This window comes from Microbacterium sp., assembly GCF_031180975.1.
Lineage (GTDB): Bacteria > Actinomycetota > Actinomycetes > Actinomycetales > Microbacteriaceae > Microbacterium.
Window position 1 is genome coordinate 46,201 of record NZ_JAPSLI010000006.1, and the last position, 23,747, is coordinate 69,947.

At 70.4% G+C, this 23,747-nt stretch carries 25 protein-coding genes and 1 riboswitch; of the genes, 16 read left to right on the forward strand and 9 right to left on the reverse strand.

What is annotated here, in order from left to right:
* Positions 1-19 precede the first annotated feature (19 nt).
* From RIF65_RS09745 to RIF65_RS09765, 5 genes are all read left to right on the forward strand, one after another.
* Positions 20-1,006, forward strand: a complete 987-nt coding sequence (locus RIF65_RS09745) for a ribokinase (RefSeq protein WP_309066202.1) — start codon at positions 20-22, stop codon at positions 1,004-1,006.
* A 69-nt stretch (positions 1,007-1,075) separates the two neighbouring features.
* The gene (gene rbsD, locus RIF65_RS09750; protein ID WP_309066201.1) at positions 1,076-1,480 is read left to right on the forward strand and encodes a D-ribose pyranase; all 405 of its coding nucleotides are present in this window, start codon (positions 1,076-1,078) and stop codon (positions 1,478-1,480) included.
* A complete protein-coding gene (locus tag RIF65_RS09755) occupies positions 1,480-2,247 on the forward strand; it encodes a GntR family transcriptional regulator (RefSeq protein WP_309066200.1) in 768 nt (255 codons plus the stop codon). The genes rbsD and RIF65_RS09755 overlap by 1 nt, the downstream gene beginning before the upstream one ends.
* Before the next feature lie 31 nt (positions 2,248-2,278).
* Positions 2,279-3,334: a PLP-dependent cysteine synthase family protein gene (locus tag RIF65_RS09760; protein ID WP_309066199.1), complete on the forward strand. Its 1,056-nt coding sequence runs from the start codon at positions 2,279-2,281 to the stop codon at positions 3,332-3,334.
* Between the two features lie 111 nt (positions 3,335-3,445).
* On the forward strand, positions 3,446-3,952 hold the full coding sequence (locus tag RIF65_RS09765) for a glycine cleavage system protein R (protein WP_309066198.1): 507 nt from the start codon (positions 3,446-3,448) through the stop codon (positions 3,950-3,952).
* Here RIF65_RS09765 and RIF65_RS09770 read toward each other — a convergent pair whose 3' ends face one another.
* Entirely contained in the window at positions 3,953-4,651 is a 699-nt protein-coding gene (locus RIF65_RS09770; protein WP_309066197.1) for a FadR/GntR family transcriptional regulator, read from the reverse strand. It lies immediately after the preceding gene.
* Between the two features lie 164 nt (positions 4,652-4,815).
* Between RIF65_RS09770 and RIF65_RS09775 the strand changes: the two genes are divergently transcribed.
* From RIF65_RS09775 to RIF65_RS09790, 4 genes are read left to right on the forward strand one after another with little or no spacing between them, the layout of a single operon-like run.
* Entirely contained in the window at positions 4,816-6,051 is a 1,236-nt protein-coding gene (locus RIF65_RS09775; RefSeq protein WP_309066196.1) for an aminotransferase class V-fold PLP-dependent enzyme, read from the forward strand.
* 30 nt (positions 6,052-6,081) lie between these two features.
* The gene (locus tag RIF65_RS09780) at positions 6,082-7,389 is read left to right on the forward strand and encodes an ABC transporter substrate-binding protein (protein ID WP_309066195.1); all 1,308 of its coding nucleotides are present in this window, start codon (positions 6,082-6,084) and stop codon (positions 7,387-7,389) included.
* Positions 7,390-7,392: 3 nt separating this feature from the next.
* Entirely contained in the window at positions 7,393-8,340 is a 948-nt protein-coding gene (locus tag RIF65_RS09785) for a carbohydrate ABC transporter permease (RefSeq protein WP_309066194.1), read from the forward strand.
* Positions 8,337-9,260, forward strand: a complete 924-nt coding sequence (locus RIF65_RS09790; RefSeq protein WP_309066193.1) for a carbohydrate ABC transporter permease — start codon at positions 8,337-8,339, stop codon at positions 9,258-9,260. Before RIF65_RS09785 ends, RIF65_RS09790 begins: the two co-directional genes overlap by 4 nt.
* Positions 9,261-9,402: 142 nt before the next feature.
* On the opposite strand, the gene RIF65_RS09795 is transcribed toward RIF65_RS09790, so the two are convergent.
* Positions 9,403-10,416, reverse strand: a complete 1,014-nt coding sequence (locus tag RIF65_RS09795; protein ID WP_309066192.1) for an aldo/keto reductase family protein — start codon at positions 10,414-10,416, stop codon at positions 9,403-9,405.
* A 34-nt stretch (positions 10,417-10,450) separates the two neighbouring features.
* Positions 10,451-12,043: a DUF4407 domain-containing protein gene (locus RIF65_RS09800; RefSeq protein ID WP_309066191.1), complete on the reverse strand. Its 1,593-nt coding sequence runs from the start codon at positions 12,041-12,043 to the stop codon at positions 10,451-10,453.
* A 104-nt stretch (positions 12,044-12,147) separates the two neighbouring features.
* Between RIF65_RS09800 and RIF65_RS09805 the strand changes: the two genes are divergently transcribed.
* Positions 12,148-12,630: a SixA phosphatase family protein gene (locus RIF65_RS09805; protein ID WP_309066190.1), complete on the forward strand. Its 483-nt coding sequence runs from the start codon at positions 12,148-12,150 to the stop codon at positions 12,628-12,630.
* Between the two features lie 106 nt (positions 12,631-12,736).
* Here RIF65_RS09805 and rlmN read toward each other — a convergent pair whose 3' ends face one another.
* Positions 12,737-13,996: a 23S rRNA (adenine(2503)-C(2))-methyltransferase RlmN gene (gene rlmN / locus RIF65_RS09810; protein WP_309066189.1), complete on the reverse strand. Its 1,260-nt coding sequence runs from the start codon at positions 13,994-13,996 to the stop codon at positions 12,737-12,739.
* Positions 13,997-14,062: 66 nt separating this feature from the next.
* Here rlmN and RIF65_RS09815 point away from each other — a divergent pair, with 66 nt between their 5' ends.
* The 4 genes from RIF65_RS09815 to RIF65_RS09830 all read left to right on the forward strand — a co-directional run bounded on the left by RIF65_RS09815 (position 14,063) and on the right by RIF65_RS09830 (position 16,742).
* Complete coding sequence (locus tag RIF65_RS09815; protein WP_309066188.1) at positions 14,063-14,614, forward strand: hypothetical protein; 552 nt, start codon at positions 14,063-14,065, stop codon at positions 14,612-14,614.
* A gap of 62 nt (positions 14,615-14,676) precedes the next feature.
* The gene (locus tag RIF65_RS09820) at positions 14,677-15,315 is read left to right on the forward strand and encodes a bifunctional 4-hydroxy-2-oxoglutarate aldolase/2-dehydro-3-deoxy-phosphogluconate aldolase (protein ID WP_309066187.1); all 639 of its coding nucleotides are present in this window, start codon (positions 14,677-14,679) and stop codon (positions 15,313-15,315) included.
* A 111-nt stretch (positions 15,316-15,426) separates the two neighbouring features.
* On the forward strand, positions 15,427-16,014 hold the full coding sequence (locus RIF65_RS09825) for an ankyrin repeat domain-containing protein (protein ID WP_309066186.1): 588 nt from the start codon (positions 15,427-15,429) through the stop codon (positions 16,012-16,014).
* Entirely contained in the window at positions 16,011-16,742 is a 732-nt protein-coding gene (locus RIF65_RS09830; RefSeq protein WP_309066185.1) for a sulfite exporter TauE/SafE family protein, read from the forward strand. Before RIF65_RS09825 ends, RIF65_RS09830 begins: the two co-directional genes overlap by 4 nt.
* A gap of 12 nt (positions 16,743-16,754) precedes the next feature.
* Here RIF65_RS09830 and RIF65_RS09835 read toward each other — a convergent pair whose 3' ends face one another.
* Positions 16,755-17,588 carry an SDR family oxidoreductase gene (locus tag RIF65_RS09835; protein WP_309066184.1) on the reverse strand — a complete coding sequence of 278 codons (834 nt, stop codon included), beginning with the start codon at positions 17,586-17,588 and terminating at the stop codon, positions 16,755-16,757.
* A 12-nt stretch (positions 17,589-17,600) separates the two neighbouring features.
* On the reverse strand, positions 17,601-18,377 hold the full coding sequence (locus RIF65_RS09840; protein ID WP_309066183.1) for an SDR family NAD(P)-dependent oxidoreductase: 777 nt from the start codon (positions 18,375-18,377) through the stop codon (positions 17,601-17,603).
* Positions 18,378-18,490: 113 nt separating this feature from the next.
* Here RIF65_RS09840 and RIF65_RS09845 point away from each other — a divergent pair, with 113 nt between their 5' ends.
* Positions 18,491-18,898, forward strand: coding sequence for a DUF488 domain-containing protein (locus RIF65_RS09845; protein ID WP_309066182.1), 408 nt, complete (start codon positions 18,491-18,493; stop codon positions 18,896-18,898).
* Here RIF65_RS09845 and RIF65_RS09850 read toward each other — a convergent pair.
* From RIF65_RS09850 to RIF65_RS09860, 3 genes are all read right to left on the reverse strand, one after another.
* Positions 18,848-19,627: an energy-coupling factor transporter transmembrane component T family protein gene (locus RIF65_RS09850; protein ID WP_309066181.1), complete on the reverse strand. Its 780-nt coding sequence runs from the start codon at positions 19,625-19,627 to the stop codon at positions 18,848-18,850. The genes RIF65_RS09845 and RIF65_RS09850 overlap by 51 nt on opposite strands.
* Positions 19,624-21,081, reverse strand: coding sequence for an ABC transporter ATP-binding protein (locus tag RIF65_RS09855; RefSeq protein WP_309066180.1), 1,458 nt, complete (start codon positions 21,079-21,081; stop codon positions 19,624-19,626). The genes RIF65_RS09850 and RIF65_RS09855 overlap by 4 nt, the downstream gene beginning before the upstream one ends.
* A gap of 2 nt (positions 21,082-21,083) precedes the next feature.
* Positions 21,084-21,728 carry an ECF transporter S component gene (locus RIF65_RS09860; protein ID WP_309066179.1) on the reverse strand — a complete coding sequence of 215 codons (645 nt, stop codon included), beginning with the start codon at positions 21,726-21,728 and terminating at the stop codon, positions 21,084-21,086.
* A riboswitch (TPP riboswitch) is annotated at positions 21,719-21,830 on the reverse strand. Its footprint overlaps the gene before it by 10 nt.
* A gap of 154 nt (positions 21,831-21,984) precedes the next feature.
* Between RIF65_RS09860 and RIF65_RS09865 the strand changes: the two genes are divergently transcribed.
* Positions 21,985-23,622, forward strand: a complete 1,638-nt coding sequence (locus tag RIF65_RS09865) for a D-alanyl-D-alanine carboxypeptidase (protein WP_309066178.1) — start codon at positions 21,985-21,987, stop codon at positions 23,620-23,622.
* Positions 23,623-23,747: the final 125 nt, after the last annotated feature.

Sequence of the window (23,747 nt, forward strand, 5' to 3'; positions counted from 1 at the left end):
AAGGCGATCGAGGAGTTCCATGTCTGTCACACCGTCCGAGCGCCGAGGCGTCGTCATCGTCGGCAGCGTCACCGCGGATGTCACCACCTTCTCGCAGCGCCTCCCCGCTCGCGGTGAGACCATCCTGGGCGACCAGTTCACACTGCTCCTCGGCGGCAAAGGGGCGAACCAGGCGGTCGCGGCCGGCCTGGCCGGCGCACGGACGAGCTTCGTGGGATGCGTGGGCGACGACCTGTTCCACGACCTGGTCGTCGACGGCCTCAGCTCCGCCGGCGTCGACCTGACCCATCTGCGCACGGTTCCCGGCCCGACCGGCATCGCGCACATCCGCGTCGACGCGTCGGCGCAGAACGACATCGTGATGGTGCCGCTCGCCAACGCGTCGCTGAGCGCGGAGCAGATCGACGCGGCGCTTGCCGCCCTCGCCCCGACGACCTCGGTGCTGCTGACGCAGCTCGAGACTCCGGCATCCCTCACCCTCCACATCACCACCCGGGCGCGCGAGCACGGCATGACCGTCGTGCTCGACCCGGCGCCCGCTGCCCAACTCGACGCGGAGGTGTGGCGCAGCATCGACATCGTCACCCCCAACGAGACCGAGGCGACGCTGATCAGCGGCATTCCGGTCAGCGATCCGGCCTCCGCGGAGAACGCCGGGCGCTGGTTCCTCGAGCAGGGCGTCGGCGCCGCGGTGATCACCCTCGCCGAGCGCGGGTCCGTGGTCGTGACCTCGGAGAGGACGACGTTCATCGAGCCGATCCCGGTCGAGGCGGTCGACACCACCGCCGCAGGTGACGCGTACGCCGGCTACCTCGGTGCGGCCCTGGCCGAGGGCATGGACCTCGCTGCCGCAACGAGGCTCGCGAGCGCCGCCGGCGCGATCGCAGTCACGCGCCAGGGCGCGTCGCCGAGTCTGCCGCGCCGCGAGGAGGTCGACGCGCTGCTCGCCGCGCAGCGCGCCGCCGCGCAGCCCGCCGCCGCCGCGCGGCCGGTCGGCTCACTCTGACGCGGCGGCGTCCCACCCGCCGAGCGACCACCTGCCCTCCGCACTCAGCGCACGACCGAAGGAGCCCTGATGCGCAAGACCTCCACCACGATCAACCCCGCGCTCTCCCGCGTCATCAGCGAGACCGGCCACACCGACCTGATCGTCGTGACGGATGCCGGGCTGCCGATCCCCCCGGGCGCGGAGCGCATCGACCTGGCCTATCGGCCCGGCGCCCCGGCCTTTCTGGACGTGCTCGACACCGTGCTCGCCGAGATGGTCGTCGAGGGCGCGACGGTCTCGGAGGAGGTCGCCGAGCGCAGCCCCGAAGTGCTCGAGGCGCTGCGCGAACGGTTCGCGGGGATGGGCTTCGAGATCGAGATGGTGCCGCACGTCGAGTTCAAGCACCGCACCCACGCCGCCCGCGCCTTCGTGCGCTCGGGCGAGTTCACGCCGTACGCGAACGTGATCCTGCACGCGGGGGTCGCGTACTGATGAGCGCCGACGCGATCGACCGCCGCTCCGCGGCACCGATGTACGACCAGCTGCGCCAGCTGATCATCGACCACATCCACCGCGAGAACCTGCAGCCAGGAGACGGCCTGCCCGGCGAGCACCGGCTCTGCGAACAGTACGGCATCTCCCGCACCGTGGTGCGGCAGGCGCTCGCGCAGCTCGAGCACGAGGGTCTCGTAGAGCGGGTGAAGGGCAAGGGCACATTCGTGGCGCGGCCCCGCACCAGCGAATCCCTGGTGCACACCCTGGAGGGCCTGTACGACGAAGTCGAGCGCCGCGGCGGACACGTGCACAGCGAGGTGCTGCGGCACGAGCGGACCGTCGCCGATGGCGAGGTGGCGGCGGCGCTGGAGGTGCCGGTCGGTGCGCCCGTGGTCGTGCTCGAGCGGCTGCGGTACGTCGACGGCGACGCCTGGTCGCTGTCCACCACCTGGATGCCGGATGAGGTCGGCAGCCTCACCCTGGGCGCCGATCTCAGCGAGTCCTCGCTGTACCGGCTGCTGGGCGAGCACGGCATCCACGCCACCCACGGTGTGCGGTCCGCGGAGGCGACCGTCGCGACGCACGAGCAGGCCAAGCATCTCGGCGTCAGTGCCGGCTCGGCACTGCTGCGGCTGCGCAGCGTCAGCCGCGACGACCACGATCGGGTGATCGAGTTCTTCCTCGCGTACCACCGCGGCGACCGGTCGCGCTTCGAGTTCCAGCTCAACCGCGAGCAGTCGCAGGCGTCACTGGTGCGCATCTGACGACGCGGGGACTCCCCGATACGCTCGAGGCATGAGCGAATGGGCAGGGCGTGCGATCCGGATGCTGGAGGCCGACGCCAACCGCAGCGCCGACACTCACCTGCACGTGTTCCCGCTGCCTGACGACTGGGGCATCGACCTCTATCTGAAGGACGAGTCGGTGCACCCCACCGGGTCGCTCAAGCACCGCCTGGCGCGGTCGCTGATCCTGTACGGACTGGTGAACGGCCTCATCGACGAGGGCACCACCCTGGTCGAGTCGTCGAGCGGGTCGACGGCGGTCTCCGAGGCCTACTTCGCCCGGATGCTGGGGCTGGATTTCATCACGGTCGTGCCGCGCTCCACGAGCCGCGAGAAGGTGGAGCTGATCGAGTTCCACGGCGGCCGCTGCCACTTCGTCGACCATGCGTCGGACATGTCCGCAGAGGCGGAGCGCCTGGCAGCCGGCTGCGGCGGACACTATCTCGACCAGTTCACCTACGCCGAGCGCGCGACCGACTGGCGCGGAAACAACAACATCGCCGAGAGCGTGTTCAGCCAGCTGGCGCAGGAACGGCATCCAACCCCGTCGTGGATCGTCGTCGGCGCGGGCACGGGCGGCACGAGCGCGACCTTCGGGCGGTACGTCCGCTACCGCCGACACGACACCCGGATCGCCGTGGTCGATCCGGAGGGCTCGGCCTTCTACGGCGGCTGGCGAGACCGCAACCCTGCGCACACCACGGGCACGCCCAGTCGCATCGAGGGCATCGGCCGGCCGCGCGTGGAGCCGTCATTCGTCCCCGGAGTGATCGACGAGATGATCCCGGTGCCGGATGCCGCCTCGATCGCGGCGATCCGGCTGCTGCGCGACCGCACCCTGCACTGGGCCGGCGGCTCGACCGGCACCAACCTGTTCGGCGCGTTCCAGATCATCGCCGGGATGAGGGATGCCGGTGAGCAGGGCAGCGTCGTGACCCTGATCTGCGACAGTGGTGTGCGCTATGCGAACACCTACTACTCCGACGAGTGGGTGGCGGCGCAGGGCTGGGACCTCGCCCCTCACCGCGAGCGGATGGAGCGGTTCCTGGCCGGAGGCGCCTGGTGAGCGCGCACGCCGCCGGCCGTTGAGCACGCCCTCGGTCGTTGAGCACGCCCCCGGTCGTTGAGCGAGACGAAGCGTACGCGAGGCGGCACGCCCCTCGCGTACGCTGACGTCATGACCACGCTCATCCTCACCGTCGCGGGAGCGGACCGCCCCGGACTCGTCGCCGCCGTCGCCGAAGTCGTCGAAGCGCACGGCGGCAACTGGGAGAACAGCCAGCTGTCGGAGCTCGCCGGGGTGTTCGCCGGCGTCATCGAGATCTCCGTGCCCGACGATCGCACCGAGGGCCTGCAGTCGGCGCTGCGCGAACTGGACGGCCTGCTCACCGTCGACGTGCGCACCGGCACGCCCGACAACCCGGAGTCGTCCGACCGGATCACGCTGTCCGTGCTCGGCAACGATCGCCCGGGCATCGTGCGCGAGGTATCCGGGGTGCTCAGCGACCACTCGCTGAGCATCGAGAGCATGACGACAGAGACCCGCGACGCCGCCATGGCAGGCGGTCGGCTGTTCGAATCCACCGTGACGGCCACGGCCCCGGCATCCGCCGATCTCGACGACCTCCGGGCAGACCTCGAGCGCATCGCCGACGAGATCCAGGTCGACATCACACTGGAATGATCAGTCGTCGGTGAGGCCGGATGCGGCCGGCTGCAGCCGGCGCAGCCAGTACTCGGTCTGCGCCACGTGTCCGGCTGCGGCAGCGCCCGCGGCGATGGGGTCGCGCGCCTGCAGTCCCCGCAGGATCGCGCGGTGCCCGGCGTCGGAGTGCAGCTTGATCTCAGCCGCGCTGTCGGTCGTGAAGATCCGGTACGCCCGCGAGCGCGAACGGAACACGGCCAGCATGCTCGCCAGCGCCTCGTTGCCCGCGACCTCGGCGATGCGCATGTGGAAGTGGTGGTCCAGCTCCGACTGCGCCTCGGGGTCCTCCGTGCGCTCCAGCTCATCCAGCACACCGCCGAGTTCCGCGACCACGTCGTCGTCGATACGAGCGGATGCCAGCGACGCGGCGTGCGCCTCGAGGGCGCGGCGCATCTCGTACAGCTCGAGGATGGAGTCCAGCGGCAGCAGGCCGACGGTCAATGACAGGCTGCGGATCAGGTCGGCGGCGTTCAGGTCGCCGACGTAGCTGCCCGACCCGTGGCGCGTCTCCAGCACGCCGAGTGCCGCCATCATCCTGATGGCCTCGCGCATGGAGCCGCGCGAGACGCCGAGACGATCGGACAGCTCGCCCTCGCTGGGCAGCCGATCGCCGGGGCGCAGCGTGCCGTCAGCGATGAGCTCGCGCAGCCCGTGCAGCGCGATGTCCAAGGCGCTCATGACGATGCCCTCCCCGTTCGTGTGCGGTGCAGTGAGTCTCTCGGACGCTCAACCGGAATCCAAGTCGTACGACAACTTAGCGCCCAAGTCCGGAAATTTCTCGACTTGTCGGCCCGACTGTGGCAAGGTTGTGCAACAACTTCCCTTTTCCGCAGTGAGGACAGATGACGGTCACCGCCACGCTCAAACCCGTCCGGCTGAAGACGTACGGGCGCGCCCGCGACGCCTGGCCACTCGATCCCGAGGTGGTCCATCTCAACCACGGGTCGTTCGGGGCGGTGCCGAGCAGAGTCGTCGAGGCGCAGGACGCGTTGCGGCGCCGCGCCGACCGCAGCCCGGTGGACTGGTTCCCCCGTCTCGCCGGCCTCGTCGCCGAGGCACGTGAGCGCACCGCGCCGTTCGTCGGCGCCCGCGCCGACGACGCCGTGTTCGTGCCGAACGCGTCCGCGGCTGCCACCGTCGTCTACAACGCGCTCCGCCTGGAGCCCGGCGACGAGATCCTGGTCACCGACCACGGCTACGGGGCGGTCACGATGGGCGCGCAGCGCCTCGCCCGCCGATTCGGCGCGGGCGTGCGCACGGTGGAGCTGCCGCTGCTGGCATCCGATGACGAGATCGTGCAGCACTTCGCCGACGCCCTGACCGCGCGCACGCGCCTGATCGTCGTCGATCAGATCACCTCGCCGACAGCCCGCCTGCTGCCCACCCGCCGCATCGCGGAGCTCGCCGCGGAGCGGGGCGTGCGCACCCTCGTCGACGGGGCCCACGCGCCCGGACTCATCCCCGACGCTGCCACGGCAGGCGGCGGCGACTGGTGGTTCGGCAACCTGCACAAGTGGCCGTGCGCGCCGCGCGGGTCCGCGCTGCTCGTCACGGCCGCGGCGGACCGCCAGGAACTGTGGCCGCTGATCGACTCGTGGGGTGCACCGGAGCCGTACCCGCACCGCTTCGACACCCAGGGCACGGTCGACGTCACCACCTACCTGGCCACGCCTGCCGCCATCGACTTCATCGAGGGCGAGTACGGCTGGGACGCCACCCGCCGCACCATGTCGGCTCTCGCGGATGCCGGTGCCGAGACCATCGCCCAGGCGCTGCGCCCGTTCAGCACGGTGGAGCCGCTCACGCCCCTCCCGTCGCCGGTGCCGTCGATGCGCCTCGTGCGGCTGCCGGACGGCCTCGGAGCGACGCGCGAGGACGCCGACGAGCTGCGGATGGAGCTGCTCGACGAGACCGGTGTGGAGACCGCGTTCACGAGCTTCCGCGGCATCGGCTATTTCCGCCTCTCCGCGCACCTGTACACCGAGGGGACCGACTTCGAGGCGTTCGCCGAGCGCTGCGTGCCGCAGATCCTGCGCCGCGCCGGCATCGTCGCCCCTGCCACCACCACCATCCCCTGACCCGAACACCCCCAACAAGAGAGGCACATCGTGAAGCGAAAGTTCTTGACGACGGCCGCGAGCATCGGCACCGTCGCCGCCATCGCCCTCACCGGCTGCTCGTCCGGCGGAGGTCAGTCCGCCGACGGCACCGTCACCCTGCAGATGGTCGAGAGCCTGACCAATCCCGCCCGCACGGACCTGATCAAGGGCCTGCTCGAGGAGTTCGAGAAGGAGAACCCGAAGATCAAGGTCAACCTGGTCTCGCCCCCCACCGAGCAGGCGGACCAGAAGATCCAGCAGATGCTGCAGTCGGGCAAGGGCGTCGACGTGCTCGAGGTGCGCGACATCACGGTCGGGCCCTTCTCGAACAACGGCTGGCTGTACGACATGACCGACGACCTGTCGAGCTGGAAGGGCTGGGACGCCCTCACCGAGAACGCGAAGTCCGCCGCCAAGACCGACGACGAGACGCTGTTCGTGCCCTACGGGTTCTACGGGCTGTCCCTGTTCTACCGCAAGGACCTGCTCGAGCAGGCCGGCTTCGATGGTCCTCCGCACAGCTGGAAGGACCTGCTCGAGCAGGCGTCCGCCATTCAGGACCCATCGAAGAACGTGTACGGCTACGCGTTCCGCGGCGGGCAGAACGCGAACAGCAACGTCGTGGCCGCGATCGAGGCGTACACGATCGACGGACTGGACGTCGACAATGCCTTCCTCATGAAGGACGGATCGACCATCTTCGCCGCGCCGGAGGCCCAGGAAGCGGTCGACGACTACTTCGCACTGTTCGAGAAGGCTTCGCCGCCCTCCGCCGTCTCGTGGGGTTACCCCGAGATGGTCGCGGGCTTCACCAACGGCTCCACCGCGTTCCTGTTGCAGGACCCCGAGGTCATCGCCACGGTGCAGGACTCGCAGCTCAAGCCGGATCAGTGGGACACCGCTCCGCTGCTGGTCGGACCGACCGGCAAGGCCGCGCAGCCGCTGGCCGTCGCCGGGTGGGGTGTCGCCGAGAACAGCCAGCACAAGGATGCCGCTGTGAAGCTCGTGCAGTTCCTCTCCTCGGAGGGACCCGCGACCGAGTTCGCGCAGGCCAACAGCCTGGTCCCGATCATCGCCTCGGCGGCAGAGGACGAGTTCTACTCGTCCGGTCCGTGGACCAGCTACGTCACCATGACCGAGAACCCCGACACCTACGTCAACGTGCGTCAGCCCCGCGGCGTGAGCTGGTGGACGGAATGGATCCAGAAGTCCGACCAGGACGTGCAGAGCGTCCTGCTCGGCAACATGACCACCAGCGAACTGCTGGAGTCGTGGGACGCCTTCTGGACGGAGAAGTACGCCACGGAGAAGGGCTGACCCGTGGCACGCCGCATTCACGAAGGAGGCTCCGCCGGTTCCCCCGGCGGGGCCTCCCCGGCATCCCGCCGCCGCAGCTTCGGGCGGCGCCAGGCGTTGACGCTGTTCGCGTTCATGGCACCCGCGATCGTCTTTGTCTGCTGGTTCACGTACTGGCCGATGCTGCAGGGCGCCCGGATGGCGTTCCACGACTGGAACCTGTGGGATCTCACCTCGACGCCGTTCGTCGGGCTCGACAACTTCCTCGCCGTGTTCCGCGACCCCGCCTTCCCCGTCGTCGCGTGGAACTCCGTGCTGTGGGTGATCGGGTCGCTGGTGCCGCAGCTGGTGATCGGCTTCCTCATCGCGCTCGCGCTGCGCAAGCGGTTCCGCTTCCGCGGGCTGTATCAGGCGCTGGTGTTCTTCCCGTGGGCCGTGTCCGGCTTCCTGATCGGGATGCTGTTCCGATGGATGTTCAACGCCGAGTTCGGCGTCGTCAACGACCTGCTCATGAAGGCCGGGCTCATCTCGCAGCCCGTGCCGTGGCTCGCCGATCCGAGGGCGGCGATGTTCGCGGTGATCGTGGCGAACGTCTGGTACGGCGTCACGTTCTTCGCCATTATGATCCTCGCCGCCCTGCAGTCCGTCCCGGACGAAGTGCTCGAGGCGGCGAGCCTGGACGGGGCCGGCAAGGTGCGACAGCTGTTCTCGATCATCATCCCGTACATCTCGATGACGCTGCTGCTGACAGTGCTGCTGCGCGTCATCTGGATCTTCAACTTCCCCGACATCATCTACGCGATGACGAACGGCGGCCCCGCGAACCAGACGCACATCATCACGACCTGGATGATCAACTACACCCAGCAGGGCAACTACGGCATCGCCAGCGCCATCGGCCTGATCGTGGTGGCCTTCCTGTTCGTGTTCTGCGCGTTCTATCTGATGGCCATGAGGAGAGTGCAGCGATGAGCACGCTGACGGACGCTTCCACACGCGGAACCTCGATCACCGAGACACGGCGGGTGACCGTGCCCGACCCGGCATCCGCTCCCCCCGGCCCCCGCACGGTGACCGTCGGCGGCGTGGTGCGCGCGGTGGGACTGGCGATCTGGCTCATCGTGACGCTGTTCCCGCTGTACTGGATCGCGCTCACCTCGTTCAAGTCGCCCGGCACGATCAACTCCTATCCGATCGAGTACTGGCCCAGCGAGCCGTCCTTGGACAACTACGCGAGCCTGTTCCAGAACAGCCAGTTCGGTGTCTTCCTCGCCAATTCCGCCCTCGTCGCCCTGACCGCGGGGGCGGTGGCGACGCTGATCGCGCTGCTCAGTGCATACGTGATCGCCCGCTTCGAGTTCCGGGGCAAGGGCGCCGTGCTCATCGCGTTCCTGCTCACGCAGATGATTCCGGCGTTCATCGCGCTCGGCCCGCTCTACTCGATGATGACCGACCTGGGCCTGGTGGACACCAAGCCCGGCCTGATCCTGGTCTACATCGCGATCTGCATCCCGTTCTCCACCGTGATGCTGCGCGGGTTCTTCGAGAACGTCCCCGACGCACTGGAGGAGGCGGCGATGATCGACGGATGCTCGCGCCTGGGGGCACTGTTCCGTGTGCTCGTCCCGGTGATGACCCCGGGCATCATCGCGGCGTTCATCTTCAACTTCGTGAACTGCTGGAACGAGCTGTTCCTGTCGGTGGTACTGATGAACACCGACGAGAACCGCACGGTCCCGTCGGCGCTGAACGGCTTCATCTCCACGTTCAACATCGACTGGGGATCGATGTCGGCGGCGGCCGTGCTCACCATCCTGCCGACGATGGTGATGTTCGCCCTGGCGAGCCGATGGATCGTGCAGGGGCTCACGTCGGGCGCGGTGAAGGAGTAGGCGTCCACGTCGGGCCGCGACACCCCGCCTTCACGCCGAGACCCCGGGTTGCAGACGTCTGCAACCCGGGGTCTCGCCGGTTTGCCGGGGTTTCGCGGGCTCGTGCGCGCACAACCCGGGGTGTCGCGGGCTCGCGCGCCCCTCAGACCAGGCGCCGCTTCGGGGACACCGAGTACGTGTCCTCGGGGTCCGCATTCACGACCCCCTCGAGGGCGTCGTCGATGGCGGTCATCACGTCGGCGTCCAGCGTCACACCCGACGCCTTGACGGTCTCCGCGAGCTGTTCGGGGCGCGACGCCCCGACCAGGGCCGCAGCGACGTTCGGGTTCTGCAGCACCCACGCGATCGCGAGCTGGGGCATCGTGAGTCCGGCATCCGCCGCGATCGGCTTGAGCCGCTGGACCGCGGTGAGGATGTCGTCCTGCAGGAAGCGCTGGATGAAGTGCGCACCCGAGTGCTCGTCGGTCGCGCGCGAACCCTCCGGCACCGGCCGGCCGGGCAGGTACTTGCCGCTGAGCACGCCCTGCGCCATCGGCGACCACACGATCTGCGAGATCCCCAGCTCCTCGGATGCCGGGATCACCTTGCCCTCGATCACGCGGTGCAGCATCGAGTACTGCGGCTGGTTCGAGATCAGCTGGAAGCCGAGCTGCTTCGACAGGGCGTGCCCTTCGCGCAGCTGCTCGGCGGTCCACTCCGATACCCCGATGTACAGCGCCTTGCCCTGCCGGACGACGTCGGCGAACGCCTGCATCGTCTCCTCGAGCGGGGTCTCGTGGTCGTAGCGGTGCGCCTGGTACAGGTCGACGTAGTCTGTGCCGAGACGCTTCAGTGAGCCGTCGATGGACTCCATGATGTGCTTGCGGCTGAGGCCGGTGTCGTTCGGGCCCTTCGGCCCGGTGGGGAAATACACCTTGGTGAAGATCTCCAGGCCGGCGCGCCGTTGACCGGCCAGCGCCCTGCCCAGCACGACCTCGGCCGCGGTGTTCGCGTAGGTGTCGGCCGTGTCGAACGTGGTGATGCCGGCGTCCAACGCGGCGTGCACGGTCTTCACCGCCGCATCGTCGTCCACCTGTGACGCGTGGGTCACCCAGTTGCCGTAGGTGATCTCCGAGACCTTGAGACCGCTGTTGCCGAGGAAGCGATAGTTGACCATCACTCCACGCTACTGGGCGGCCACAGCCGCAGGGTCAGACCCCGGCGCGTACCGGTTCGCCCGCAGCCGCAGCGGGTTCGGGGGCGGCGGATGCGGGAACGGCGGATGCCGTCGCCGGCGCGGCCGCGGATGTCGCGGCATCCGCCGACGTGACGATCGCTGCCCGATCGCGGAAGCCCTCCGCGGTGACACGGTCGAGGTCGACCTGCCGGCGGATCGCGAGCGCCTTCTCGTACAGCGACGGCTCGCCGTAGCTGGTGAGCACCTTCACGATGACGGGCAGCAGTTCGATCATGAAGAACAGTGCGGCGATCAGCCAGTGCGCCCAGAAGATCGTGGGCTCCTTCTCGCCGAGTCGGTTCAGACCGGTGATCTGGCTGAGCAGGCCGATGGCACCGGCGTTGCCCTGCGCGACGGCATCCGCTCTGGCGTTGTACGCGGCGAGTGCGCGCTCGTAGGTGTCGCGCGCGGCCGGGAGCTGATCCCTGGCCTGCTCACGGTTGGCCGCCTCGGACGCGGAGGTGTTCTGCTTCGCGGCCGACTCCGCCGCGGACAGCTCGTCGTTGGCGGTGCGCAGCTGCGCGGCCAGCGCGTCGTAGGTCTGCTGCGCCTGGGCGAGCTGCGCCTTGGCGGCGTCGGAGCTGGAGCCCTCCCCGTTCACACCGGTGCAGCCGGGAACCGTGCCGGCGCCCTCACCGGTGAGCTCGCACTGGTACAGCGCGCGGGCGGAGTCGATGACCTTCTGCTGCTCGGCCATCTTCGCGGTGAGATCGTCGACCGTGGCCTGCGCGGCGGACGTCGTGGCCGACTCCGACTCGGTCCCGGCGACGATGCCGGTGGCCGCCTGGTTCTCGAGGGCTGCGACCCGTTCGCTCGCCGCGTCGAGGGCCTTCTTCTCGGGGCCCTTCTCCAGCGCGTCCTGATCGGACTGTGCCTGCACGATGTTGGTGGAGGCCACCTCTCGCGCGATGTCGTTGTGGAACACCTGCAGCACGAGCGGCTCGGCGACGAGGAACCCGATCAGCGCCGCCATGGCAACGCGCGGCAGCGCGAGACCGAGCAGCTTGCCGATGCTGCGCGTGGACGTCATGGTCGAGGTGAGGAACCGGTCGAGGTTGAAGATGATCGCCGCCCACACCAGCGCCAGCGGAACGGCGAACCACACCGCCACCTGCACCCCTGTGGTGAGGGCGAACAGCATGGAGATCGCCGACACCAGGGCGGTGCCGGCGAGCACGAAGAACATCTGCACGAAGCGCGGCGTCTCGCCCGGAACCCGGTCGAGCACGTCGCCCTCCGCGCCGCCCAGGATGGCGAGCGTGCGCAGACGTGACCCCGCGGTCCGCGGCTCGCGCTCGCGCTTCTGGCGCCGCGTGCGACGGGGACGGGGAGCGGATGCCGGTGCACCGGCCTCCGCTCCGGGCTCGCGCTCCCGGTCGATGACCTCGGTGGGATGAGTGGGCGCGTCGCCGGCATCCGTCGCCGGGGTCGCCTTGGAACCGGAGGGCTCAAAACTGCGGAGGAACTCGAGGTCGTCGTCGGTGACCGTGCCGTCGGGGGTGTCGGTCTCGAACGAGATCCGCCCCTGGGAATCCATCCGGCCCGGGCGATGCGCGGAGTAAGACATCCTTCGAGGGTACGAAAACGCGGCTGTGCGACTCCCGGGCGAACCCTGCACGCGGTTCTCAGGTTCGGGGTGCGCCCGGGCGCTCACGGTGTCAGGCTGGAGACATGAAGACGCTGCTGCTCGCCCGCCACGCGAAGTCGGACTGGGGGATGCCGGGCTTCGCCGACCACGACCGGCCTCTCAACTCCCGCGGTCTCCGTGACGCGCCGGAGATGGCGCAGCGGCTGGTCGATGAGGAGGTGCCCCTCGAGCGCATCGTGTCGAGCAGCGCGGTGCGCGCCCGCACCACGGCAGACGAGTACGCGACGGCATACGGTCTGCCGGTGGTCGAGGAGCCGCTGCTCTACGCGGCATCCGCTCGGTCGATCCTCGCGATCGCGGCCGCCCTGCCGGACGACTGCCACGTCGCGATGCTCGTCGGACACAACCCTGGTATGAGCGACGCCGTGTCGGAACTCACCCGCGAGTACGTACAGCTGGCGACATGTGCGATCGCGGAGTGCGCCGTCGACGTGGGCTCGTGGGCCGAGCTCATCGAGGGCGCCGGGCGCCTGCTGCGCCTGCGCGCCCCGAAGGACACCGCCTGACCGGAACGGCGCCGAGTGCACGGCATCCCGTCGAGTGCACGGCCGCGCAGCGCCGAGATCCGGTGCACTCGGCGCGAGGCGGTGCACTGGGCGCGGCGGGCGGGCGTCAGCCCATCGCGGCCGCGGCGGCCTCGTCCTCGGTCGTCGCGACCAGCTGCCCGCAGGCGCCGTCGATCTCCTTGCCGCGGGTGTCGCGGAGGGTGGTCGGGATGCCGGCGTCGTTGAGCCGCCGCACGAACTCGTCCTGCACGTCGCGTTCGGATGCCGTCCAGATCGACCCGGGCGTCGGGTTCAGCGGGATCGGGTTGACGTGCACCCACCCGCGGCCGCGGGCGTTGAGCTTGTCCGCGAGCAGGTCGGCCCGCCACGGGTGGTCGTTCATGTCCTTGATGAGCGCGTACTCGATCGACACGCGGCGGCCGGTCTTCTCGAAGTACTCGCGTGCGGCGTCCAGCGCCTCGTCGACCTTCCAGCGCGAGTTCACCGGGATCAGCTCGTCGCGCAGCTCGTCGTCCGGGGCGTGCAACGACAGGGCGAACGTGACCGGGATGTCCTCGTCGGCGAGCTTGCGGATCGCTGGAACCAGCCCGACCGTCGACACTGTGATGCCCCGGGCGCTCATGCCGAGACCCTCCGGTTGCGGGGCGACCATGATCCGCACGGCGTCGAGGACGCGCTTGTAGTTCGCGAGCGGCTCCCCCATGCCCATGAACACGATGTTCGTGACACGCTCGCCCTCGTGGCCCACGCGACGCGGGTCGCCCAGCCCTCCGTCGGCGATGACGCGGTTCGCGCGCACGATCTGCTCGATGATCTCGGCGGTCGACATGTTGCGGGTGAGCCCCGCCTGGCCCGTGGCGCAGAACGGGCAGTTCATGCCGCAGCCGGCCTGGCTCGACACACACAGGGTGATCCGGCCGGGGTAGCGCATGAGCACCGACTCGACCAGGGCGCCGTCGTGCAGCCGCCACAGGAACTTGATCGTGTCGCCGCGGTCGGTCTCCAGGCGCCGCACCTCGGTGAGCAGCGGCGGCAGCATGCCGGCGATGAGTTCCTCGCGCTGCGCGGCGGGCAGGTCGGTCATCGCCGCCGGGTCGGAGGTGTAGTGCGTGAAGTAATGGGTGGCGAGCTGCTTGGCCCGGAACCCGGGCAGGCCCAGCTCCTTCACCTTCTCGATGCGCTCGGCCGGCGTGAGGTCGGCGAGGTGCACCGGAGGCTTGCCGCGCTTCGGGCTCGCGAACTGCAGGAGCGGACGCCCCTCGGCATCCTTCTTCTGTGTCCAGCCCTCGGTCGCGGGGCGGACCTGGGGCGTGCCCGCAGGCGCGGTCGCAGGGCGCGTCACGCGCGTGCGGGGAGTCTCGGTCATACCTCCCAGGGTACGGTGTGGCGCATGGGAGAGACCTGGGCCGATGCCCGGGCCTAGACTCGGCCCATGGAGCTCTTCTGGCTCATCGCGATCCTTGTCGGCGTGGTCGTCGGCGCACTGATCATCGCCGCCGCGCTGCGCGGGATGAGACCGCGGATGCCGGAGGCGCAGACCTTCACCCCCGTGCCCGTGATCCGTTCGGGATCGGGCACTGCGACGAACACCACCCCGGCCGGCACCTCCCCCGAGGTGATCGCCGAGATCGACCGCCTCGTGGCGTTGGGCCAGCGGTCGAAGGCGATCAAGGTGCTCCGCACGCACGCCAAGATCGGCGCGAAGGAGGCGAAGGACCGCATCGCGCACTGGTCGATCAGCACCACGCCCCGCCACGCCGCCGCGGTGTCGCATGCGGAGCCGGCACGTTCTTCCGCCCCGCCGACCCGTGCCGCCTCGCCCACCCGCGCGTCGCTGCCGGCATCCGTCGCTGCGGAGGTCGACCGCCTGCTCGCCGCCGGAGACCCCGTCACCGCGATCAGAACCGTCCGCGCGCACACCCGACTCGGGCTGCGCGAGGCGAAGGACCTGATCGACGCGTGGACACCGCCCCACCGCCGCTGATCACTTGTCATTACAGGCCCGGCTCGGGGAGAATGGCCGGGTCACCGTCCCGAAGGAGCGCCATGTCCGATCGTCTCGCCCGCACCCGTGCCGCAGGAGTGCTCGCCGTGCTGCGGGCGCCCTCACCCGAGCAGGCGCTCGACGCGGCGGAGGCCATCATCCGCGGCGGCATCACCGGCATCGAGGTGACGTACTCCACCCCCGACGCCCCCGCGGTGATCCGTGAGCTCATCGCCCGGCACGGCGACAGCGCGTGCATCGGCGCGGGCACGGTCACCACCGCCGCGGAGGCGATCGACGCCGCCGACGCGGGTGCCGAGTTCCTGGTCAGCCCTGGCACGCTCCCCGGCCTGACCGGTGCGATGCTCGACACCGGGCGGGTGACCATGACCGGCGCGCTCACCCCGACCGAGGTCATGACCGCGCTCGAGCTGGGCGTCGACGTAGTGAAGCTGTTCCCGGCGTCACTCGGCGGCCCGTCGTACCTGCGCGCGCTGCGCGCACCGTTCCCGGACGCGCCGCTCATGCCCACCGGAGGCGTCAAGCCCGACAACCTCGCCGACTGGTTCGGCGCGGGCGCGGTGGCCGTCGGTGCGGGCGGCGACCTCGCAAACTCCGCGTCGATCGCCGCCGGCGACTGGGCCGACCTGGAGCAGCGCTCTGCCCGGTTCGCCGCGGCGCTGGCATCCGTCCGCCGCTGACCCCCGACGATGCTGCGCGCCGCCCTCGCCCTGACCGCCCTCGCGATCGCGCTGACCGGCTGCGCTCCTGACGCGAACGGGCCGAACGCACCCCACCCGACGGAGACGACCATGACCGATGCCACACAGGACCTCTTCGCCGCGGCCGCCGCCGGCGACGCCGACGCCGTGCGCGCGGCCATCGACGCCGGGGCCGACCTCGAGGCGCGCGGCCAGGACGGCATGACCCCGCTCGTCGCGGCGACCAAGGCGAACCACGTCGAGGCCGCACACGTGCTCATCGAGGCGGGCGCCGACGTCAACGCGAAGGACGACATCCAGGACTCCGCCTACCTGTACGCCGGCGCGCGCGGCCACGACGAGATCCTGCGGATGACGCTGGACAACGGCGCCGACCTGACCAGCACCAACCGCTTCGGCGGGACCGCGCTCATCCCGGCATCCGAGCGCGGGCTGCTCACCACCGTCGAGATCCTGCTCGACGCAGGAGTCGACCCGAACCACATCAACAACCTCGGCTGGACCGCGCTGCACGAGGCGATCGTGCTCGGCGACGGGTCGGAGAAGTATGTCAGGGTCGTGCGCGCCCTGATCGACGGCGGCGCCGACGTCACGATCCGCGACGGCGACGGGGTGCTGCCCCGAGACCTCGCCGCACAGCGCGGGTACGACGCGATCGTCGCTGAGCTGGAACGGTGATCGAGCTCGCACCGTGGGCTTGGGTGCTGCTCGGCCTCGGCGCGGTGGTCACAGGCCTGTCGAAGTCGGCGATCCCCGGCAGCGCGACCGTGTCTGTCGTGCTGTTCGCCTCGGTGCTTCCGGCGCGCACCTCGACGGCGGCCATGCTGCTGCTGTTCATCGTCGGCGACGTCTTCGCCCTCTCGGCGTACCGGCGCCACGCGCACTGGCCGACACTGGTGAGGCTCGCGCCGGCGGTCGTCGCCGGCCTCCTCGCGGGGTTCGCGTTGCTCGCCGTCGGCGACGACCGACTGGTGCGGCGGATGATCGGCGTGATCCTGCTCGCCATGGTGGCGGTCACCCTGTGGCGCCGGCACCGGGCCATGGCACCGGCGAAGGGACCGTTCGTGGCCGGCGGCTACGGCGCGCTGGCGGGGTTCACGACGATGGTCGCGAACGCCGGCGGACCGGTCATGGCGATGTACTTCCTCGCGACGCGCACGCCCGTGCAGGTGTTCCTCGGCACGTCGGCCTGGTTCTTCGCGATCGTGAACCTGGCGAAGCTGCCGTTCCTGGCCGGCCTCGGGCTGTTCACGCCGCAGGTGCTGCTCACCGACCTCGCGCTCGCCCCGCTCGTCGTCATCGGCGGGCTGGTCGGGCTCCGGCTCGCGAAGCGGATGCCGCAGCACCTGTTCGACCGGATCGTCATCGCGCTGACAGTGCTCGGCGCGGTCTACCTGCTGTTCTGACGACCTGGCCGCTCAGTCCAGGAAGATGTCCGGGTACAGCGCGTCGTCGGGCGTGCCCGGCACGGCCGCGTACTTCGAGAAGTCGGTCACGCCCTCGGCCTCGAGCACGTCCTCGACGATGAGTTGCTGCCCGGAGTACTCGCGCGCGGGTTTGGTCAGCACCGTGTACGCCGCGTCCGCGTAGATGTCCGCGGTGCGGCTGGCGGCCATCACCCGGTCACCGCCGAGGAGGTTCTGCACGGCGGCGGTCGCGATCGTGGTGCGCGGCCACAGCGTGTTGGCGGCGATTCCGGCATCCGCGAACTCCGCCGCGATGCCGAGGGTGACCATCGTCATGCCGAACTTCGCCAGCGAGTACCCGGTGTGCGCGCCGAGCCAGCGCGGGGTCGGGTTCAGCGGCGGCGACAGCGACAGGATGTGCGGGTTCGCGGAGTCCTTCAGCATCGGGATCGCCGCGCGCGACAGCATGAACGTGCCGCGGACGTTGACGTCCTGCATCAGGTCGTACTTCTTCGCCGAGAGGTCGAGGGAACCCGACAGGTCGACGACGCTGGCGTTGTTGACGACGATGTCGATGCCGCCGAACTCGCCGTGGGTCTTCAGGACCGCCTCTGTGATGTCGTCGTCGTTGCGCACGTCGCCGACGATCGGCAGGGCACGGCCGCCCGCCGCGCGGATGGCATCCGCGGCGGTGTGCACGGTGCCCTCGAGCTTCGGATGCGGGGAGTCGGTCTTCGCCAGAAGTGCGACGTTGGCGCCGTCGGCGGCAGCGCGGAGGGCGATCGCGAGGCCGATGCCGCGGCTGCCGCCGGACATCAGGATGGTCTTGCCTGCGAGGTCTGTCATGGTGCGTGCTCCTTACTTCGGGGCCATGCGGATGGCGCCGTCGAGGCGGATGGTCTCGCCGTTGAGGTACCCGTTGGCGATGATGTGCTCGACGAGCGCGGCGTACTCGTCGGGGCGACCGAGGCGCGCCGGGTACGGCACCTGCTCGCCGAGCGACTGCTGTGCCGCCTCCGGCAGACCTGCGAGCATCGGGGTCTCCATGATCCCGGGCGCGATGGTGCACACCCGGATGCCGTACCGCGCGAGCTCCCGCGCGATCGGCAGCGTCATGGCATGCACGCCGCCCTTCGAGGCGGAGTAGGCGGGCTGGCCGATCTGCCCGTCGAACGCGGCGACGCTCGCGGTGTTGACGATGACGCCGCGGTCGTCGTCGCCACCGTCCCGCCCCTGCCCAGCGGGGTTCTTCGCGATCACGGCGGCGGCCTGGGAGATCACGTTGAACGTCCCGACGAGGTTGATGCGGATGATGCGCTCGAACGCGGCGAGGTCGGCGGGGTTGCCATCGCGATCGATCACCTTCGCGGGCGGAGCGATGCCGGCGCAGTTCACCACGACCCGCAGCGGCGCTGCATCCTGCGCGGCCCGCACGGCGGCCGTCACCTCGTCGGCGCTGGTCACGTCTGCAGGGGCGAACGACCCGCCCAGCTCGGCCGCGATCTCGGCGCCCGCGGACTGCGGCAGGTCGACGATCACGACGTGCGCCCCGGATGCCGCCAGGCGCCGCGCCGTCGCGAGGCCGAGCCCGCTGGCGCCGCCCGTGATGAGCGCGCTGCTTCCCTGGATCTGCATCGTGTTCTCCTTCGAACGGCCCTGCCGGGGTGTCGCTGCGACTGAGTTTCAGCATACGTGACTCTCAGTACCAGCCTCTGGCGAGGCGCAGCGGCGAGGTGTTTGCTGAGCAGATGGAACTGCGTCGAAAGCGAGCCTACGACAGCGCCTCCCCTGATGACGGGTTCCGCGTCCTGGTCGACCGACTCTGGCCGCGCGGGGTCTCGAAGGGGAAGGCGGCGATCGATCTGTGGGCGAAGGACACCGCGCCGAGCCCGGAGCTGCGCCGGGACTGGCACGCGGCAGCGGATGCCGACTGGCACGTCTACGCCGACCGCTACCGCGCCCAGTTGGCCGACGAGAGCGCGGAGGCGCTGCGCGCCCTCGCAGGCGAGGCTCGACGGCATCCGGTCGTCACCCTCGTGTACGCGGCGCACGACCCTGAGCGCAACCACGCCGTCGTGCTGGAGGAGGCACTGCGCCCGCTGCTGTCAGCTCCAGACGAAACGGAAGGTCCCCGCGGCGACGGCCGCGCCGAGTGACAGCGCCATGATCAGGATGCCGGCGGCGAGCGCGACGGCATCCCGCCCGGAGAGTCGCGACGGGCGCGACCAGGTGCGCTCGATGCCCGACCCGAAGCCGCGCGCCTCCATCGCCATGGCGAGCTTCGTGCCGCGGCGCACCGCGAACACCAGCAGCACGAACGCCATCGAGAAGAACCGCCGCAGCGCGCCGCGGTCGCCGACGCCGCGGGCGCGGCGCGCCAGCGCCATGGTGCGCCAGTCGTCGACGAACAGTCCGAGCATGCGGGTGCCGGCGAGGATGCCGAGCACGAACCGGCTCGGCAGGCGCGCCACCTGCGAGAGCGCATCGGCGAGCTCGGTCGGGTCGGTGCGGCCGAAGAGCAGGATGGTCGGCAGCCCGAGCGCGATGACGCGCAGGGTGACCGCGACGGCAAGCGCCAGCGACCCCTCGCTGACCACCGCGAAGCCGAGGCGCCAGTAGATCTCCCCCTCGGGCTCCGCGTACAGCAGCATGCTGAGGCCGGCGAGCGGAGCGAACAGCACCACCGGCGCCATCCGGCGCAGCACGGTCACCGGATGCAGGCCGGTCAGCGGCATGCACAGCAGCTGCAGGGCGATCGCGGTCAGCGCACTGACCACGTCGATGGAGGCGAACAACGGCACCGAGAGCAGCACCGCGAGAAGCAGCTTGGTGACCGGGTTCACCCTGTCGAGCCAGGCGCCGCGTCGCACGAGCACATCGGTCATGCCAGCCGCCGTTCCGCGAGCTCGATGCGACGGCCGCCGAGGTGCTGGGCCACGGCGTCGTCGTGGGTGACCGCCACGATCGCGCGGCCGCGCATGATCTCCTCCTGCAGCAGTGCGACCAGCGAGATCCAGCCCCGCCGATCCTGACCGAACGTGGGCTCGTCGAGCACGATCACAGCGGGGGACGCCGCCAGCACGGTCGCCACGGACAGCCGGCGCTTCTGACCGCCCGACAGCGTGAACGGGTTGGCGAGGGCGAGCGGCGCGAGACCGAGCCTGTCGAGGAGCTCGTCGACGACGGCATCCGTTCTCGTGTCGTCCCAGCCGAGCGCCTTCGGGCCGACCGCGAGCTCGTCGCGCAGGGTCTGGGTGAGGAACTGGTGCTCCGGATCCTGGAAGACGGTGCCGATGCGGGTGAGCAGCTCGCGCGAGGTCCAGCGCGACGGCCGGCGCCCGCGCCGCCCGGCGAGTTCGGGTGCGGAGAGCACCTCGCCGGTGTGCTCGGGGAGGAGACCGGCGAGGGTGAGCGCGAGGGTGGACTTGCCGGCCCCGTTCGGGCCGGTGATGACCGTCGCCGTGGCGCGGGGCACGTGGACGTCCAGCCCGGCCTGCACCACGGTGCGCGCCTCCCGTGCGATCGCCAGACTTTCGGCGGAGAGCACGTCGGCGTGCGCGACGTCGGTGAGGACGGGCAGGTCGATGTCCTGCCCCGGCACCCAGACCCCGGCATCCGCCAGCGCCCGCCCGTGTTCGGCGAAGACGCGCGACGGGTCGCCGTCGGCGAGCAGCCCGCCGTCGGCGGACAGCACGATCACCCGGGTCATGAGATCCACCCACACCGGGGTGCGGTGCTCGATGACGACCAGGGTCGCGCCGGTCGCCTCGACCGTGCGCTCGACGCTCGCCCGCACCTCGCGGACGCCCTCGGGGTCGAGGTTCGCGGTCGGCTCGTCCAGCAGCAGCAGGCCGGGACGCATCGCGAGCGCGCCGGCCAGCACCAGCCGCTGCTTCTGCCCGCCGGAGAGCGCCTTGGTCGGGCGGTCGAGCGGAACGTCCAGCCCGACCGCGTCGAGCGCCTCGCCGACGCGGGCCGGGATGTCGGATGCCGGAATGCCGAGGTTCTCGCATCCGAACGCGACGTCGTCGCCGACTTTGGACAGCACGATGCCGGCGTCCGGGTCCTGCAGCACGAGTCCGACCCGGCCGCGGCTGACCTCGGGAGCGGCGCCGTCGATCAGCAGCGTGCCGGAGCGCTCGCCCTCGTCTGCATCGCCGAGCACGCCGGCCATTCCGGCGAGCAGGGTCGACTTGCCCGACCCCGAGGCGCCGAGCAGCAGCACCCGTTCACCGGGGTCGATCGTGAAGGTGACGTCGTTGACCGCCGGGAGCTTGCGCCCGGCGTAGCGCCAGCCCCACCCCGCCGCCTGCACGCGAGCCGGTGCGGCGTGGGTCATGCTCAGACCTCGCGGACGAGTTCTCGTCCGGCGGCGAAGCGGCTGAGCGCCCCGCTCGCGGCGAGCGCGCGCACCAGCAGCCAGCCGACGACGCCGGCCAGGATCGCACCAGACACGATCAGCGAGCCGAGGTAGATCGCGTTGAACTCGACCGACTTCAGGATGTTCGGCGAGCTGCCGTAGAACAGCTCGAACACCCAGGCCGCTGCGGCCGCGCCGATGCCCGCGAGCGCGGCGACGCCGATGCCGAATCGGCGGTACAGGAACAGGGCGAACACCAGTTCGGCGCCGAGGCCCTGCACGATGCCGGAGAACACGGTGGAGACGCCCCAGACGTTGCCGATCAGCATCGAGACGATGGCGGCGACCACCTCGACGACGAATGCGGCACCGGGCTTGCGGATCACCAGCCCGCCGACGACACCGCCGATCAGCCAGATCCCGACGGCGATGCCGCCGAAGCCCGGAGTGAGGGCGTCGGCAGCGCCGAACCAGGCGCCGCCGATGGCGTTCCATCCCCAGAACACGAGGCCGATCGCGACGCCGAGGACGGCTGCGACGACGATGTCGACGACGCGCCAGCGGAACGGGCTGGTCGCCGGTGCGGACACCGAGGTGTCGGTGGAACGGTGCGTGGATGTACTCATCTGAACTCCTCCCTGCGCTGGCATGACCCAGATCAGGTTCGACGGTCGAAGCGCTTTTCGCTTCCTCTCAGCCCGGCTTGCCGGACTCCCGTGGTTGTGTCTTCGATCATATCCCCTCCCGCCTGTCGGGGGTCGCGGCACTTCGTCACCAACAGGCGGATGCCGGTGGGGGCGGATGCCGGTGCGGTGGATGCCGGTGCGGTGGATGCCGGTGCGGGAGCACCCTGGGACACGGCGGATTCGGTAGCGTATCGGGGTGACCGTCTCCCCCGATCCCTCGCGCCCCGCGACGCGCCGTGACCGCCGCGAGCGCTCTCGACGGTCGGGAGTCTCCGCCGAAGGCGGCACCGGTTCTGCGGAGGGTCCGGCGGCCGGAAACACCGGCACAGCGGTGGGGACCACCACGGCGGTCGTCGAGGCTCCGGGTTCGGACGCTGTCGCGGTGGAGACGGATGCGGCGGATGCCGCAGGCGCTGACGTCTCGGGTGCTGATTCGGGTGTCGGGGACGAGCCGGCCGCGGAACCGGCATCCGTTCCCGTCCAGTGGGCGGACGAGTCCCGCCCGCCCACCGCGCTGACCTGGGTCGATCCGGCGGCGGTCGCGGCGGCATCCGCTGCTCCCGCTTTCGAGACCGCTGTCGCGCCGGACGCGGGCGAGGATCTGCTCGCCGACGCCCGCCTGCTTCCCGGGTGGCTGCGTCCGCGGCTGCTGGTGCCCGTCGGGATCCTGGTCGCGTTGTGCGGCTCCTACACCGGAGCGACCCTCCTGTCGCCGCTGGACGCGGTGGCGCCGACCGTCGAAGCCGTGCAGCTGGAGGTCGCCGCTGCGCCCGCCGCCCAATTGTCCTGGCCGCAGACCGGCAGTGCGGCCGTCGGCATCGAGGGCATGAGTTCGGTCGCGTCGACGACCGGGGCCGACGGGATCGCGAGCATCACGAAGGTGGTGTCGACGCTCATGGTGCTCGACAAGCTGCCGCTCAAGCCGGGCGAGCAGGGGCCGAGCTTCGAGTTCGGCATGAATGATGCCCGCGAGTTCTGGAGCTATCGGCGTGGGAACCAGTCCTCGCTCGACGTTCCGGTGGGCGGCAGCCTGACCGAGTACCAGATGCTGCAGGGCATCCTGCTCGGGTCGGCGAACAACTACATCGACCGCCTGTCCGATGAGATCTGGGGGTCGGATCGCGCGTTCGCGGAGGCGTCCGAGAAATGGCTCGCCGATCACGGGATCGAAGGGGTGCGCCTGGTCTCGCCCTCCGGTTTCGACGAGCGCAACGTCGCGACCCCCGAAGCCCTGGTCGAGATCGGTGAACTGGCGATGCGGCATCCGGTGTTCGCGGAGATCGTCGGGACCCGCACGGCGGAGATCCCCGGCGTCGGGACGGTAACCAACACGAACAGGATGCTGGAGGACCCGGGCGTCGTCGGCATCAAGACCGGTACCCTCGAGCACTGGAACATCCTGACCGCGAAGGATGTCGTCGTCGATGACACGACGGTCCGCGTAGTGGTGGCGGTGCTCGGTCAGGACAGCAACGGCGATCGCCTGGCCGTGACGCGTCAGCTCCTCGCGGAGACCGAAAAGGCGCTCGCCGAGCAGCCGACGACGGTCGAGAAAGGCACCGTCGTCGGACGGGTGACGACGGAGTGGGGCGAAGAGGCCGAGATCGTGACCGACGCCGACGCGGAGGTCGTGCTGTGGAACGGCGCCGCGGCGACCACCGGCGCGGAGTTCGACCTCGACGGCGAGACCGAGGCGGGTGCCGAGGTCGGCACGCTCACGGCGAAGGGCCCTGTGGACACCGCGCAGACGAGCGTCTCGCTGGACGAGCAGATCGATCCGCCCAGCATCTGGTGGCGCCTGACCCATCCGCTGGAGCTGTTCGGGCTCGACTGACGGCGCCCGCCGACGCTCAGGTCGCACAAACCGCCGGAAACACCGCGGGATAACGGCACCATTCGCGACCCGAACACGCACGCCGCGAGCCGAACGGCACCTTTCGCGACCCGAACACGGGAACG